General features: G+C 65.4%; 13 protein-coding genes. 5 read left to right on the forward strand and 8 right to left on the reverse strand.

What is annotated here, in order from left to right:
• Nucleotides 1–36: 36 nt before the first annotated feature.
• The 6 genes from GVY39_RS13015 to tyrS form a co-directional block, all read right to left on the reverse strand.
• Nucleotides 37–1,104 (reverse strand): hypothetical protein, encoded by a 1,068-nt coding sequence (locus tag GVY39_RS13015; protein WP_159923949.1) that lies wholly within the window; start codon nucleotides 1,102–1,104, stop codon nucleotides 37–39.
• Nucleotides 1,101–3,026: a carbamoyltransferase C-terminal domain-containing protein gene (locus tag GVY39_RS13020; RefSeq protein WP_159923951.1), complete on the reverse strand. Its 1,926-nt coding sequence runs from the start codon at nucleotides 3,024–3,026 to the stop codon at nucleotides 1,101–1,103. Before GVY39_RS13020 ends, GVY39_RS13015 begins: the two co-directional genes overlap by 4 nt.
• Nucleotides 3,023–3,562, reverse strand: coding sequence for a hypothetical protein (locus tag GVY39_RS13025; RefSeq protein ID WP_159923953.1), 540 nt, complete (start codon nucleotides 3,560–3,562; stop codon nucleotides 3,023–3,025). Before GVY39_RS13025 ends, GVY39_RS13020 begins: the two co-directional genes overlap by 4 nt.
• Nucleotides 3,529–4,620: a pyridoxal-dependent decarboxylase gene (locus GVY39_RS13030; RefSeq protein WP_159923955.1), complete on the reverse strand. Its 1,092-nt coding sequence runs from the start codon at nucleotides 4,618–4,620 to the stop codon at nucleotides 3,529–3,531. The genes GVY39_RS13025 and GVY39_RS13030 overlap by 34 nt, the downstream gene beginning before the upstream one ends.
• A gap of 293 nt (nucleotides 4,621–4,913) precedes the next feature.
• Complete coding sequence (locus GVY39_RS13035) at nucleotides 4,914–5,516, reverse strand: HAD family hydrolase (RefSeq protein ID WP_159923957.1); 603 nt, start codon at nucleotides 5,514–5,516, stop codon at nucleotides 4,914–4,916.
• Nucleotides 5,517–5,624: 108 nt separating this feature from the next.
• Nucleotides 5,625–6,899, reverse strand: coding sequence for a tyrosine--tRNA ligase (gene tyrS, locus GVY39_RS13040; protein WP_236565430.1), 1,275 nt, complete (start codon nucleotides 6,897–6,899; stop codon nucleotides 5,625–5,627).
• A 310-nt stretch (nucleotides 6,900–7,209) separates the two neighbouring features.
• On the opposite strand from tyrS, the gene GVY39_RS13045 reads away from it, so the two are divergent.
• Nucleotides 7,210–7,740: an NUDIX hydrolase gene (locus tag GVY39_RS13045; protein WP_159923961.1), complete on the forward strand. Its 531-nt coding sequence runs from the start codon at nucleotides 7,210–7,212 to the stop codon at nucleotides 7,738–7,740.
• Here GVY39_RS13045 and GVY39_RS13050 read toward each other — a convergent pair.
• The gene (locus GVY39_RS13050) at nucleotides 7,627–8,778 is read right to left on the reverse strand and encodes a helix-turn-helix transcriptional regulator (RefSeq protein WP_159923963.1); all 1,152 of its coding nucleotides are present in this window, start codon (nucleotides 8,776–8,778) and stop codon (nucleotides 7,627–7,629) included. The genes GVY39_RS13045 and GVY39_RS13050 overlap by 114 nt on opposite strands.
• A 308-nt stretch (nucleotides 8,779–9,086) precedes the next feature.
• Between GVY39_RS13050 and GVY39_RS13055 the strand changes: the two genes are divergently transcribed.
• From GVY39_RS13055 to argH, 4 genes are all read left to right on the forward strand, one after another.
• A complete protein-coding gene (locus GVY39_RS13055; RefSeq protein ID WP_159923965.1) occupies nucleotides 9,087–9,275 on the forward strand; it encodes a hypothetical protein in 189 nt (62 codons plus the stop codon).
• Entirely contained in the window at nucleotides 9,275–9,475 is a 201-nt protein-coding gene (locus GVY39_RS13060) for a hypothetical protein (protein WP_236565431.1), read from the forward strand. The genes GVY39_RS13055 and GVY39_RS13060 overlap by 1 nt, the downstream gene beginning before the upstream one ends.
• Nucleotides 9,476–10,282: 807 nt before the next feature.
• Entirely contained in the window at nucleotides 10,283–11,485 is a 1,203-nt protein-coding gene (locus tag GVY39_RS13065; RefSeq protein ID WP_159923967.1) for an argininosuccinate synthase, read from the forward strand.
• A 243-nt stretch (nucleotides 11,486–11,728) separates the two neighbouring features.
• Nucleotides 11,729–13,144 (forward strand): argininosuccinate lyase, encoded by a 1,416-nt coding sequence (argH, locus tag GVY39_RS13070; RefSeq protein ID WP_159923969.1) that lies wholly within the window; start codon nucleotides 11,729–11,731, stop codon nucleotides 13,142–13,144.
• 43 nt (nucleotides 13,145–13,187) lie between these two features.
• Here the strand turns inward: argH and GVY39_RS13075 are convergent, their stop codons facing one another.
• Nucleotides 13,188–14,450, reverse strand: coding sequence for a hypothetical protein (locus GVY39_RS13075; RefSeq protein WP_159923971.1), 1,263 nt, complete (start codon nucleotides 14,448–14,450; stop codon nucleotides 13,188–13,190).
• Nucleotides 14,451–14,487 lie beyond the last annotated feature (37 nt).

The following is a 14,487-nucleotide window of genomic DNA, read 5'->3' on the forward strand; positions in this document are numbered from 1 at the left end:
CAAGATCGGTGCGGTTCCCCACGGTGGACTTCTCGGCTACCTCGCTGAAGACCCTGCGTTTGCTGGGGGATCGATCAGGGGCCCGACGCTGTAGTCAATCGATCGAACCGGTTCGGCGCGTTCCCTGGTCAGGCGGTTCAGCCAGGTGTGGGTGTAGTAAGCGCTGAAGTCTTCGATGAAGTACTCTTCGGATCCGATGAGCGGGATCGGCCCGATGTCTACCAGCACCCATCTGTCGCGGGCGGCATTCCAAACATAGTTTCCGGGATGAAGATCGAGAACAAGGCTGTGTTCGCGTAGTTCTCGCAGCAGGGCCGAGTGCAGGTGTTTCAGGTCGGTCTCCTGCTGCGGATTCGGCAGAAGTCCGGATCTGAGGATGGCTTCTCCGTCTCTTCCTGGAACGTAGTCGTGGTGAAGGATTTTCGTCGTCGGATCGAAGTCAGCGTTGGCGGGGATGCGGTCGTGGAGACAGGTCTTGGCCAGGATCTGGTAGTTGGTGAACTCGAGCGGGAGCAGCACCTCACGGGCTGCATAGTTCCGGGGGTGTTTATGGACTCGTTCGCGAGTTCGGATCACGGCCGCTGTGGAGCCGGAGGCGAGCAGCGTCGCATCGGTCGCTGCTTCATGCGCATTGGCGAGGCGGTAGAGGCCCATGACGGTGAGTTCAGCGAGACACCGTCCCACCGCCTTCGGTTCGACGCCTGTGGTGACCCACTGGTTGAAGGCGTAGGTCAGCACGGGAGCAATGCCTTGCTCGTGCATGTCGAGGGCAAGGCCCAGTTGCTGCTCGGCTGACGACGGTACCTGCTGTACTGCCGCGCCGATGTCGGCCAGGAACGATTGCGCCCGGAATTTCGGCCGCGTGTTGGCAGAACGGTTGGACAGCAGTCGGGCGGTGGACTCGACGAGTTCTGCGGTGAGCGGGCTTGTGGTGAGGTCCTGGACAGCTGCGCGCCACTGTGTGTTGCGGTCGAGGTCGGAGTTGTCGACGCTGCGGCCGTAGTTCTTGATGACGGCGGCGAGGATGCGGGTGCGGTCGGCTTCGGCGAAGGCTGCGTAGTGGCGTAGGTGGTTTTCGAGGACTTGGTCGGGGAGCGTGGTCATCTGCGGTCCAATGCGCCGGGGTTTTCAAGCAGGTACGCCTCGGTGCGGTTCCGGACGTGCTTCGCGTCGTCTGCGGCCCGGATGTCGATGGCGGCGAAAAGCGCCGGGTTGTCGTAGAAGTAGGTGAGTTCGTGCCGGTCGAGGTCATGCGGGTTGAACGCCCGGATAACTGCGTCGGAGTCTGTCCCGGCGGGTGGCTCGAAGAACTTCCGCTGGCGCGGGTGGGGTCCTGGGTGGTGTGTCGTGTTGTCGCGCAGGCTGATCAGTGTTGTTGCGTTGACGATCAATGCCCTGATCCCTTTGCCTGCGGCGAAGTGGACGGCCTCGGAGAGCCGGTTGATGATGGGTTCGCCAGCATCGTTGAGGGAGGTATTGCCCAGAATTGGGACTCCGGTACTTCTTTTGAAGGCGTGAAGCAGTTCTGCGAGGTCGGGGTTGGTGCTGGGGCTGACTGACTGCGCGCGGGCGCTGTGGTCGAGGTGCAGGACGCCGGGGACCGCAGCTTGCGCACGGGCGGTGGCTTGGAGGTTGAGCAGCATGTATGGCGAGTGCCGGTAGTCGCAGAAGTAGTCGTGGCCGTCGTCGTCGAGAATCAGTGGTGCCACAGGGCGCCACCACTGCCTGTGCTTGATGTGGTTGAGTCGATTCTTGACGTCGAGCGATCGGGGATCGGCGAGCAGAGAGCGGTTTCCCAGCGCTCTGGGTCCGATCTCGGCCGAGCCGTTGACCCAGGCGACGATGCCTTCTCTGGTCAGGAGTTCGGCGACATCGTTCGCCGAAACTGTGTTCACATCCTCGACCAAGTCCGACACCATTTCGAGTTCGGTGGCGATGTTGCCGGGACCTTGACCGTAGTAGGCGGTGTCGAACTCAGTGGTGATCTCGCCGCTGCTCAACTGGGGATAAAACGCAGCCAGCCCAGTTCCCAGGGCGATGCCGCTGTCGCTGGTGCACGGTGGGATCTGGAAGCCGGTGAACGCGAAATCTCGCAACAGTTGCGAGTTCGTCGGACAGTTGAGAGCGAACCCTCCGGCCATCGCTAGGCGGGAAGTGGCCAGGTCGGCGTCGTACTCGGTTTCAGCGAAGGACAGGTTGCGGCGGACGATGCGTAGTGACAGTCTCGCGATGATCTTCATAACGGCGCTGACATGGTGTTCGGCTGGGGTCAGGGTTTCAGCGGCTGGTGTTGTGGTGCCGCGACCGACACGCAGGGTGCCGCGTACGTGGGCGTCGATGGTGTCGATGATGTCGGCTGCGGCACGCCGTGCTGACAGGTCGAGGAGGGGCTGCCGATCGAACGCGGTCAGGTCCAGTTCGGTGTCGTCGTCACAGGCTGAGGCGAGTGCCATCAGCGTCCCTTCGCGCAGCCCATACTTCTTGCTGGCGTAGGACCACAGCCGGCCCGGGGATTCGCAGGGAAACATGCGCAGGCCGCGCTCGTCAATGACGCAGCCCGGGTAGTAGTGGCGGTTGTAGGCGTCGGGTTCGAAGAGGCAGTCGGGCCCGGCGTCCAGCGACATGGCCACGACCGGTTCGGTGAACGGTGCTTGGTTCTGGCAGAGGAGGGCGGTCATGAGGTGGGCCATGCCGTGGAATGCGTAGGCGCCGCCGAAGGTGCGCTGGTAGTCGGTGCTGGTTTCGATGCCGGGCGTCCCCCAGATTTCGACCACGTCGCGCAGGTCGGCGCCTTCCTCAGCAAGGAGATGCTGAAGGAGTCGGCGCGCCTGGGGCCGGTCGTAGAGGGCGCGACTGTGCTGCTTGATGCCGCTGATTCGCTCGAACTCCCAGTAGCGGTGGAGCCTGAGGGTGCCGCTGTCGAGTTCCCACAACGCGGCGCCGTGATCGTGGCGCAGGCGGATGTCGAGGAGGTTCTTCAAGGGGCCGATGTCGAAGAATGTGGAGAGGTAGAGGCCGTCGATCATGTCAGCGATCCCGGTCGGAAGATGAGCGGCCGGGCCTCATGTGGTCCGGTTGCAGGTGTGTGGTCTGCGTGTGGGCGGTCGAATCCGTCGAGTAGTTCGCCGAGTGTGCGGGCGAAGGCGATGGCGGTCTTCTGGTCGTAGAACGGCGACATGGGGTAGGACTTGTGCACTCCGATCTTCGCGCCGCCGACCAGCTTGTGATAGCCGGAGGAGTAGTCACAGGCGATCGGACAGCGCCCCAAGGCTTGTTGTTCGAACAGATACCGGTAGAAGCGGTAGTTGTAGCGCGCCATCGATTCCAGACCGGCTCGGGTCCACGCGTGGTCGAACAGTGACGGCGTGTCCGTAGCCGGTTTGGCGACGAACAGCACGGCGAAGCCCTGGCAGTCGGCGTCGCTGAGAACTTCGAACCTGCCCAGCGCAGTGAGCTCGTCGGCGAACCGCTGCGAGGACACGAGCAGACCGCCGATGAGACGTTGGTAGCCGGTGATGCCGAGCATCTTCAAATTGACGTAGGCCTGCACCGGCCCGGCCATCGAACGGCTGAGTTCGAGGGTGTACTGGAACGGCGAATGGTGACCGAACCGAAGGTCCTCGTACGGCAGTCCCTACGGCCACCGCCGCCGATCGGGTGGTCGGCGTCGGTGATTCCACCCTGCTGGTAGATCTCGGTCCGGTCGGCGACCATATAGATACTCGACGCGTACGAGGCGAATCCGGTCTTGTGGAAGTCGACGCCGAAGGAGTCTGCAAGGTAGATCTCGGAGATTCGGGCGGCCTGTGTGCGGATGCGGGCCAGCGTCGTCGGCGGGAACCCCAAGGGGTTGGTCTGGAAGTCGTAGTCACGGAAGAACAGCCACACCCACCCGACGACCGAGTCCACGTGTACGCGAGGCACGTAGTCCAGGTTGAGGTCTTCGACAAGCCGGTCACGCAGGGCGACGATGTCACCGATGGGGTCGACAAGCATCTGAATTGTGGTGCCGCCGTTGGCGAAGATCGTCACGATCTGTTCGCCCGCGCGGACGCTGCGCCGGATCGTGTCCTCCAGTGCGTGCAGGTCCATGACGCCGTCGGCTCGGGTCGGTACGCGCAAGCAGCTACTTTCGCCGATGCCCAGCCACCCGCACGCCTCCTCGTGACAGGGGTGACCTTGGGTCGAAGACACGACCCGCACCGGGGTGGTGATGCCCTCACGGCGAGCTTGCGGCTGCGCCCGCTGGATGCCGTGCTTGATCGCATGCATGTTGGTGCTTTTGCCGCCGAAGGTGAAGACCCCACCCGACCTGTCGATGTCGATCCCGGCCAGCTGGGAAAGCATCTTCACCACAGCGAGCTCGGTGCCGAGCAGCAGGCCGCTGGACATGTCCTGCGCACCGTTGGGGTTCAGCGCAGACGCGTATGCCGCAGCCGCCACCGACGGCAGCGTCGGTGGCGGGGTTACATTGATCATTGTTCCGGGGTGGTTCCAGCGCAGCATGCCTTGGAAATAGGGTGCCAGCTCGGCCAGCACCGCCTCCGGTGCACTGGATTCGTGCGGGAGCGACTCGTGTTCGAGCATCTGGCCGAATGACCGCAGGTCCTCACGTCTCATTCGTGGGTCCGCCGGATCGGTGTAGCGGCTGACGAGATCTTCCAGCATGCGAAGACAGCGGTGCATGTCGCCGAGGTCGACTCGGTCGGGGTGCTGGAAGAGGTCGAGAAGAGGTGTGTTCGTCTCTCGCCCGTCAGCAAGGGAGAGTCTGTGCGGCAACGAGTTCGAGGGTGTGCGTGTGGTTGCCTTAGTCATACCCTTGAGGATCGGGGAACGCGGGGAGGGCGGGAACGTAGCATGACGTAGCACGTCAAAAATGGCGATATGAAGCGAATGCTATTGGGCTACAGAACTTATGGCAGTGCCGATAGTGCCTGGAGCAGATCGCGATAGACAGGGAACGGTCCGGCGTGGTGTCGGGGGTGGATGTGCGCGCACCCGCATCCCAACGCTGCTGCCGGTTCCAGATCGAGGGCCACGTTATCCCCGAGAACAGTTGTCGTGGATGCGCCGTACGTCTCGACCAGGCTCCGGTAGATGACCCGCTTGTCCGTATGGCCGACTTCGAACACTGAGATCGTGTCGTCGATCACCCCGGTGAGCCCGAGCGCTTCGAGGACGGCGGCCGCATGCTGTTCCGGGGCCATGGTCACTACTACCCGGCGCGCGGCCATGCGTGACAGAGCGCGCACCAACGCAGGATCTCGACGGAGAAGTTGTCGATACGGCATCGCCCGATATACCGCGCTCGCCCACTGCTGGCGGGGGAGGCCGAGTCGAGCGAGTGCCTCGAGGATCGAAGGTGTCTGCTCCTCCATCGCGGTAAGTTGCATGGGGGTCAAGCTCCCACGCAGAGTGAGGAATTCGGTGGTGCGGGTATCGATGATCCGGGTAAGCGCACTGTCGCTGGGATAGCAGGTGCCATCGAGGTCCAGAATGATCAGCCGCTGACCCATCAGCCGTCCTCTGGTCGATCGGATTGCACGCGTCTGACAGTCCGTTTATGCCCGGGCGACGGAGGTGTGGGGCGGCTCCGGCCGGGGCACGATCCGCACCGGATTCTGTCAGCCGACTTCCACGACTGCGAGCGTTTTGCGGCCTCGCCGCAGCAGGATCCAGCGGTTGTGCAGCAAGTCCGTAGCGTCCACCACCGCCTCGGTGGTATCGACCTTGAGGTTGTTGACGTAGGCGCCGCCCTCGCTCACGGCACGACGGGCCGCGGACTTGCTCGCGACCAGCCCGGTTGCGGCGAAGAGGTCGATGACGCTGTGTGTCCCACTCGAGATCGACGCCGAGGGCAGTTCACGCACCGCATCACCCAGTGTCGACGCATCGAGCGCGGCCAGGTCGCCGCTGCCGAACAGCGCCTGGCTGGCGGCACGTACCCGCTGCATCGTTTCCTCACCGTGGACCAGGGCGGTGACGTCCTCGGCGAGCGCGCGCTGCGCCTCCCGTTGAGCGGGCCGGTCCCGGGTGGCCTCCTCGAGCACCGCGATCTCGTCCCGGCTGCGGAAGGTAAAGATCTTGAGATAGTCAGCGACCTTGGCGTCCTCGGCGTTGAGCCAGAACTGGTAGAACGCGTACGGCGAGGTCATCTCCGGGTCGAGCCAGATCGCGCCGCCTTCGGTCTTGCCGAACTTGGTGCCGTCGGCCTTGGTGATCAGCGGCGTGGCCAAGACGTGCAGGCTTTTGCCCTCGACGCGGTGAGTGAGGTCCGCGCCGGCGGTGAGGTTGCCCCACTGGTCGGACCCGCCGGTCTGCAATGTGCATCCGTATCGGCGGTAGAGCTGGTAGAAGTCCATGCCCTGTAGAAGCTGGTAGGAGAACTCGGTGAAACTGATCCCGGCTTCGCTGTCGAGTCGCGCCGACACCGCTTCCTTCGCCAGCATGCGGTTGACCCGGAAGTGTTTGCCGACATCGCGAAGGAAAGCGATGGCTGACATCGGTGAGGTCCAGTCCAGGTTGTTCACGACCACGGCGGCGTTGTCACCGTCGAAAGACAGGAACCGCTCAACCTGGTCGCGGATCCGGCTGACCCAGGCCGCCACAGTGTCGTGGTCGTTGAGCACCCGTTCACCCGACATGCGTGGATCGCCGATGAGCCCGGTCGCCCCGCCCACCAGCGCGATCGGTTTGTGCCCGAAGTCCTGCACGCGGCGCATTGTCAACAGCTGCACCAGGTTGCCGATGTGCAAGCTCGGTGCCGTCGGATCGAACCCGCAATAGTAGGTCACCGGGCCGGCCGCCAGGGAGGCGCGCAGCGCATCCTCATCGGTGGACAGCGCGACAAGCCCGCGCCAGGAGAGCTCGTCAAGGGCATTGGCCCGGGTCTGGGTCACGACTGCGAAAGTCCTCTCAGTAGCCTGCCCGGCGGGTGCGGGCATCCGCGACTCGTCGCCCACGACATTGATACGGCCTGGGGCGAATTGCTGGGTTCGACAACCTCACAACCGATCCATTGAAAACGGCTGCCACGTCGACATGAGTGTAGTGATCACTCGTCTCCGCTCACTTTCCCAGGGATCGGCTGGTACCGAAAGGTAGCACCCCGTAGCTCGAGGCCCCCGCTACCGTGAATCCATGATCGAACCGCCGCGCACCACCGTTCATCGGGTGTGGACTGTCTACGACGGGAACCCCTGGCTCGAGGTGACCCGCAACGAGATCATCACCCCCGACGGACTCCACCGGACCCATCACGCCATCCGGTTGAACACCGTCGCGATAGTGATCGCAGTCGACGAACACCACCGCGCCCTCCTGATGCGCCGCCACCGATGGATCGTCGACACGATCGGCCTGGAATCACCCGGCGGAATTGTCGATCCGGGCGAAGACCCACTGACCTGCGCTCGCCGAGAGCTGCTGGAAGAAACGGGATTCGAAGTCGACACACTGACGCTGGTAGCCGACCTCGAACCGATGCCCGGGCTCGTGCAAACCCGCCACCTCGTGTACCTCGGGCACGATCCCCGTCAGGTCACCACGCCCAGCGATGCCGAAGAAGCTGCCCAATTGCTCTGGATGCCGCTGGCCGAAACCACCGGCCTGCTGGCAAAAGGCATGCTACTGGGTACCGGCACGGCTGTTGGCATGCTCGCGGCCGCAGCGCTGGTCGCCGGCGAACCGACAACGCAATCGTCCGGACAACAGTTCGTGGCGCTTGCCGAGCCTGACTGAGCCGAGCCGTGAGATCGTCGCGGCTGCGGTGTCGAGAAGTTCGCGGGCCTCCTCCAACTCACCACCGCCCAGGTCGGCTTCGGCCAGGTCGAGTACCTGCCCGCAGCGTGCCCGAACGAACTCCCCAGGCACCTCGTTCAACGCTGCTCGCGTCGCATCTGCTCCGGCTGGGTCACCGGATCTGACCAGGATGTGGCCCTGCCATCGTTGGAGGTGTACCGCGTTCAGTGCCAGATACGGCATGGCCTCCTCGTCGCCGTCACTCGAACGGAGCAGGTCGGCCTCGGCGCGGGCCAACGCTGACCGCACCGACGGTGCGTGACCCGGCAGCCCGGCGGCCACCTGAGCGTGTGTCGCCGCCAGCCACGAGCGCAGCAACACCGGCAGCATGGGCATCGATTCCGCCTTGGCGACCTGAGCGATAGCAGCGGCGGCTCTACCGGTTTCGGCAAGCAGCACCGCATGCTCTCCTACTGCATGAGCCCACAACACCGGGTCGCCTGCCCGGGACGCAGCCCGTCTTGCCAGCGCATAGTGCCTCGACGCACTCAGGTAGTCGCCGACATCGAGGTCCTGCCATGCGGCCAACGCTGCCGTGTCGGCCTGCACGCGGGCAATACTCACCCGGTCCGAACCGACAGCTTCTTGCCACAATGCCTCCAAAGCCACTACGTGGCCGGCTGTTTGAATCCGGACTGCTTTTGCGCCCAGCCGACGGTCCAGCAATCTCAAGCTGTTCGTATGCCCCGTCAATAGTTGGAACAGGGACCCGTCATTCGCGCTGTCGCGTGCAATCCGGACCGGTGACACGTCTCCTTCGTCCAGTTCCAGGACCCGGCACAGGAGGCGACTATGCACTGCGTCTGGGACAACGTGGCCGTTCTCCCAGCGGGACAGCGCAACTCGAAGACTTGCGGTTGTCATCAGCCTAACGCGGTCGCGCTCGGCCTGTTCCCGCAAAGCGGTAATCAGTCGTGCCTGTGACCAGCCGCGAGCTCGTCGCGCAGACCTGAGCACACTGGTGTCGATTGTCTTCACCCCCTGTGAATGCACACCTGCAAGATCAGTGCGATTTCCGGACCTATTGTCCAGCAGTAATTTTCACCCGGAGCTACCTTATGCGGTTCCGGCTATTTTCCAGAACTTTCGGTTATTCCGTCCGCTGAACGGCCCAGCATTCCGTTTACGGTCGGCCGGTACCCGGTATCGGGGTGACGTCGTAGCCCCTCAGCGGCGCACCGGTCGCCCAACGACGCGGCGAACCAGGGGCTTCACCCGCCCCGGTGCCGGGTGCCACCACCTCGACCTTGCCGGTCGAGAACCGCCCGAGCCGGAGGAGATCCGCTATGCATTCACTCGCCATCCACAAGTTGAACGTCCTGAGCGAGCAGGAAGCGCACCAGGCGCCGAACGTCCGCACGGGAAAAGTCCGCTTGCCCGAGCAGTCGGCGGACGTCCACTCACCGAAGACGATCCGGCCGAATCCTGCGCAGACCGACTTGCTCAAGAGATGTGACGACCAGGCGGTCTGCTGATGACGGATCCCGTGAAGCATCGAACCTTCCTCCAGGCCGATGGCGTGCTCGCCGAGTTCATGTGCCAGGTTCACCTGCTCGAGCTGACACCGGAACGGGCTTTGCAGCTGCAGTACATCCACCGAGAGCATCATCCGGACGAATGCTTGGTGCATCTGGCAGCAGCCTGCTTGCTGCTGCGCAGCGAGGACCCTTCTTGATAGCGCACCTCCTCGGCGGTAATGGCTGCTGATCCGAATGCCCTCCGTCCTCGCCTTCATTCTCTGGCCCGCTTCGCTGTTCTGTGCCGCAATGCTCGGCTTCTGTTCCGGCATGTGGTGGAAAGCGGCTCATAGCCCCGGCAGGCGCGAACTCATCCGAGGAAACCGTCATAGTGGAGATGCTGGGCGTTACCTGGCGTCGGGGGAGCGGCCGCAGGTCTCAGTGCTGAGGGGGCGGAGGCAAGAGGGGGTAAGCGCGAACCATCCGAATGATGCCATGCGATGGATGGAGGCGGAGACAGAACCGATACAACTGCCGCCTGCAAACGGGAAGACCGGGCGTTGGCGGCGAGGGGGTGAAGACACGGATGTACTGCCGCGAGTCCAGGACATCTTGCCTCCGCCCCGGCCGACGCCGATTCGATGGCCGCCGTGGGTGTGAGTTCCAGACTGAGGAGTATCAGAGGTTGCAATCGGACGGTCAGGGCGTTGTGGAGCGGTTGAGCATTGAGGATAGCGACGTCAATTTCGACCCAGCTCGGTGGCGCGAGGGTAGCTCTCCCGACGCCCGCATCATCATTGCGGCGGGCGGTGGCGCGGCGGGGACGCCTGATGGTTCGCTAGATCGGCGCGGGCCGCGGACGCTACCCCAATTGTGAATGAGATTGCATCATCGTGCATAATCATTTGCAGAACGACGCGGGCCTGCCCAGGCTGGTCTCGGGGCGTCGGGGCCGGGCCGTTCCCACGCTCGGACACCCGCCATACTGCTGATACACCTACTGAACTTCGAGGAGCACACAGAACATGTCCGAGCGCGTCGTACTCGCCTACTCCGGTGGGCTGGACACCTCCGTGGCGATCAGCTGGATCGGCAAGGAGACCGGCGCCGAAGTGGTGGCCGTGGCCATCGACCTCGGCCAAGGTGGCGAGGACATGAACGTGGTGCGTCAGCGCGCCCTGGACTGCGGCGCCGTCGAGGCCATCGTGATCGACGCTCGCGACGAGTTCGCCGACCAGTACTGCCTGCCCACCATCCAGGCCAACGCGCTGTACATGGGCCAGTATCCGCTGGTGTCGGCGATCAGCCGCCCGCTCATCGTCAAGCACCTGGTCGAGGCCGCCAAGTTCCACGGCGCCAGCACCGTCGCGCACGGCTGCACCGGCAAGGGCAACGACCAAGTCCGCTTCGAGGTGGGCATCGGCGCGCTCGCGCCCGATTTGAACGTGATCGCCCCGGTGCGGGATTACGCGTGGACCCGGGAGAAGGCCATCGCCTTCGCCGAGGAGAACGCGCTGCCGATCAACGTCACCAAAAAGTCGCCGTTCTCCATCGACCAGAACGTCTGGGGCCGCGCGGTGGAGACCGGGTTCCTCGAGGACCTGTGGAACGCTCCGACCAAGGACGTCTACGACTACACCTCCGACCCGACCGTCAACTTCGAGGCTCCGGACGAGCTGATCGTCACCTTCGACAAGGGTGTGCCGGTGGCCATCGACGGCCGCCAGGTCAGCGTGCTGGAGGCCATCGTGGAGCTGAACCACCGCGCTGGCCGCCAGGGCGTCGGCCGGCTCGACATGGTCGAGGACCGTCTGGTCGGTATCAAGAGCCGCGAGATCTACGAAGCGCCGGGCGCCATGGCGCTGATCACGGCGCACCAAGCGCTCGAGCACGTCACCATCGAGCGCGAGCTGGGCCGCTATAAGCGGCAGGTCGAGCAGCGCTGGGGCGAGCTGGCCTACGACGGTCTGTGGTTCTCCCCGCTCAAGCGGGCGCTGGACGCGTTCATCGGCGACACCCAGCAGCACGTCTCCGGCGACATCCGGATGGTCCTGCACGGCGGCTCCATCGTGGTCAACGGCCGTCGCTCCGAGCAGTCGCTCTACGACTTCAACCTGGCCACCTACGACGAGGGCGACACCTTCGATCAGTCGCTGGCCAAGGGCTTCGTCCAGATCCACGGCCTGTCCTCCAAGGTCGCCGCCCGCCGCGACCTGAACCAGAAGTAAGCGCCAGGCGCGCCGGTGCGCGAACGCGTACCGGCGCGTCGACTGCTCATGTGAAGTCGTAGTCTCGGAGCCGGATGACTCGGTGTGCGTCTGTCCGGGCTGGTACGCGAGGGCTTCACCAGGGCACGACATTCGAACAAAGACCTCGAGCGGCACCTGAACGAAATTGTTTTGTCTCCCGACTTGTACGGCTTGAAGCACGCAGCGGCGGGGGAGCCTGAATAACCGGAGAGGCGGACAAGCATGAGCAGCGGCACGAACCAAGGCGCGCTTTGGGGCGGGCGATTCGCCTCCGGCCCGGCCGAGGCCATGGCCGCGCTGAGCAAGTCGACGCACTTCGACTGGGCGCTGGCCCCCTACGACATCCGGGCCTCCAGGGCGCACGCGCGGGTGCTGCACAAAGCCGGCCTGCTGTCGGACACCGATCTCGCGGGCATGCTGGAGGGCCTGGATCGTCTCGCGGCGGACGTGGAGTCCGGTGCGTTCGGTCCCGCCGAGTCGGACGAGGACGTGCACGGCGCGCTGGAGCGCGGCCTGATCGAGCGCGTCGGCGCGGAGCTCGGTGGCCGTCTTCGGGCCGGGCGTTCCCGCAACGACCAGGTGGCCACGCTGTTCCGGATGTGGCTGCGCGATGGGGTGCGCCGGGTGGCTGCGGGTGTGCTCGCGGTGATCGACGCGCTGGTCGAGCAGGCCGCCGCGCACCCGGACGCGGTGATGCCGGGCAAGACGCACTTGCAGGCGGCGCAGCCGGTGCTGCTGGCCCACCATCTGCTCGCGCACGCCCATCCGCTGCTGCGCGATCTCGACCGGCTGCGCGACTTCGACCGCCGCGCCGCGGTGTCGCCCTACGGTTCCGGCGCGCTCGCGGGTTCCTCGCTCGGTCTCGACCCGGAGGCGATCGCCGCGGAACTGGATTTCGACGCGGCGGCCGCCAACTCGATCGACGCCACCTCGGCGCGGGACTTCGCCGCCGAGGCCGCGTTCGTGCTCGCCATGATCGGCGTCGATCTGAGCCGGATGGCCGAAGAGGTGATCCTCTGGAGCACACCGGAATTCGGCTACGTCACCTTGGCCGACGCCTGGTCGACCGGCTCGTCGATCATGCCGCAGAAGAAGAACCCGGACGTCTCCGAGCTGACCCGCGGCAAGGCGGGCAGGCTGATCGGCAACCTCACCGGTCTGCTGGCCACCCTGAAGGCGCAACCGCTGGCCTACAACCGTGACCTGCAGGAAGACAAAGAACCCCTGTTCGACTCGGTCGCGCAACTCGAACTGCTGCTCCCGGCCATCGCGGGCCTGGTGTCGACGCTGACCTTCCACACCGACCGCATGGCCGAACTCGCGCCGGCCGGTTTCACGCTGGCCACCGACATCGCCGAATGGCTCGTCCGCCAGGGCGTGCCGTTCCGGGTCGCGCACGAGGCGGCGGGTGCGTGCGTGCGCGTAGCCGAGTCCCGCGGCGTCGGCCTCGACGAACTCACTGACGACGAGTTCGCCGCCGTCGACCCGGCGCTGACCGGGAAAGTACGCGAGGTACTCACCGTGGGAGGTTCCATCGCGTCTCGCAACGCCCGGGGCGGCACGGCCGGTGCGCAGGTCACGGCACAGCTCGCGGAGGTGCGCGGGGCGGCGGACACGGCGCGGGCCTGGCTCGGCTGATCCGGCCAGCCGAGCAGTTGCTGCTGAGCCGGTTGCGGGATGCCTACCCGACGATGGTGATGTCGGCGCCGCTGAACAGCAGATCGCTGCGCCGAACGGCACGACCTGAATCCGGCACGAGTTCGGCCTCCGGCGCCAGCTCGCGCAGCTGCTGGAGAAACACTTCGACGGCCAGCGTGGCCATGCTCTTGCCGGGACAGACGTGCCTGCCGAACCCGAAGGTCAACGGCATCTTGCCGGTCCCGCGCAGGTCGAGGCAGTCGGGGAAGACCTCCGGATCGCGATTGGCCGCGGCGAACAGCACGAGTAACGGCCCGGCGGGCAGCCGCGTGCCGCTGGACAACTCGACCGGCGTTCGGGCTCGGCGCTTCCACGCCACCAGCCCGGGATCGAGCTGAAGGATCTTCGCCGCGACCCGGCCGGCGTCCCGCGGGTCGGTGAGCAGGTCCCACCAGGCGCGGTCGGGATCGCCCAGCAGTCGCTGCACACCTTGCTGAATGCTGCCGCTCACCGTGTGCACGCCTGCGGCCAGGGAATTCGCCATGACCGACACCGCGATCCGATGCGAGAGCCCGGCATCGCGGAGCCTGCGCGCGAAGCCGGTCGCCTCGCTGCCGCGGCCCTCCCGCACCGCCTTGCCGCTCACCGTGAACAACCAGCCGAGCGCGCTCACCGCGTCGGCCAGTTCGCGGCCCCGCAGCACCCGGCCGAGCAGCCCCGATTGGGCGCCGCTCCAGGCTGCCACGTGCGGCCAGTCCGCCGCGGGCAAGCCGACCGCCGCGCCGACGGTCCGGGCGGCATAGGCGATCGACAACGCGCTCACGTCGACCGGCGACCCCGGTCGAAACCTCGCCTCGCGCACCGCGTCGTGGAAATGCTCGATCATCTCCGCCGCCCGGTTCGGACGCTCGGCCGGGGTGATCGTGAAGTGTCCGGTGGGTCCGGCCATGGTGTTCCACACGCGCTTGTGCAGGCGGTCGTCGGCGAGGTTCGCGGTGGCTTTCGCGGGTGGCGGAACCAGGTGCCGGACGAAATGCGGGATGGCTCGCGGAGTCGCCGCGATGCGCGCGTAGCCCACCAAGGGGTCCAGCGAATTCGCGTTGGAGATGCCGGGCGTCCTCGCCTCCAGCACCTCGCGCACGTCGGCGTATTTCCAGATCATGCGTAGTCCGGACGGATGTGCGTAGCTAGGTTCGGGCCAGGCGTACAACCGCCGGTACCGCTCGTCGCGTTCGCCGTACGGCAACTCGTTGCAGGTCACTTCATGGAACGGAAAAGCGGTTACCGCAACGTTCGAGCTACGCATGTGCCGAGCGTAGCCGCGCGTCGTCCCGCAACCCGTC

This window comes from Nocardia sp. CY15, from assembly GCF_009829295.1.
Taxonomy (GTDB): domain Bacteria; phylum Actinomycetota; class Actinomycetes; order Mycobacteriales; family Mycobacteriaceae; genus Nocardia; species Nocardia sputi.

Excerpts from the sequence above, each read along its gene's own strand:
- GVY39_RS13015 (WP_159923949.1), bottom strand. The coding sequence starts at position 1,104 with ATGACCACGCTCCCCGACCAAGTCCTCGAAAACCACCTACGCCACTAC.
- GVY39_RS13020 (WP_159923951.1), bottom strand. The coding sequence starts at position 3,026 with ATGATCGACGGCCTCTACCTCTCCACATTCTTCGACATCGGCCCCTTG.
- GVY39_RS13025 (WP_159923953.1), bottom strand. The coding sequence starts at position 3,562 with ATGGCCGGGCCGGTGCAGGCCTACGTCAATTTGAAGATGCTCGGCATC.
- GVY39_RS13030 (WP_159923955.1), bottom strand. The coding sequence starts at position 4,620 with ATGAGACGTGAGGACCTGCGGTCATTCGGCCAGATGCTCGAACACGAG.
- GVY39_RS13035 (WP_159923957.1), bottom strand. The coding sequence starts at position 5,516 with ATGGGTCAGCGGCTGATCATTCTGGACCTCGATGGCACCTGCTATCCC.
- GVY39_RS13055 (WP_159923965.1), top strand. The coding sequence starts at position 9,087 with ATGCATTCACTCGCCATCCACAAGTTGAACGTCCTGAGCGAGCAGGAA.
- GVY39_RS13060 (WP_236565431.1), top strand. The coding sequence starts at position 9,275 with ATGACGGATCCCGTGAAGCATCGAACCTTCCTCCAGGCCGATGGCGTG.
- GVY39_RS13065 (WP_159923967.1), top strand. The coding sequence starts at position 10,283 with ATGTCCGAGCGCGTCGTACTCGCCTACTCCGGTGGGCTGGACACCTCC.
- argH (WP_159923969.1), top strand. The coding sequence starts at position 11,729 with ATGAGCAGCGGCACGAACCAAGGCGCGCTTTGGGGCGGGCGATTCGCC.
- GVY39_RS13075 (WP_159923971.1), bottom strand. The coding sequence starts at position 14,450 with ATGCGTAGCTCGAACGTTGCGGTAACCGCTTTTCCGTTCCATGAAGTG.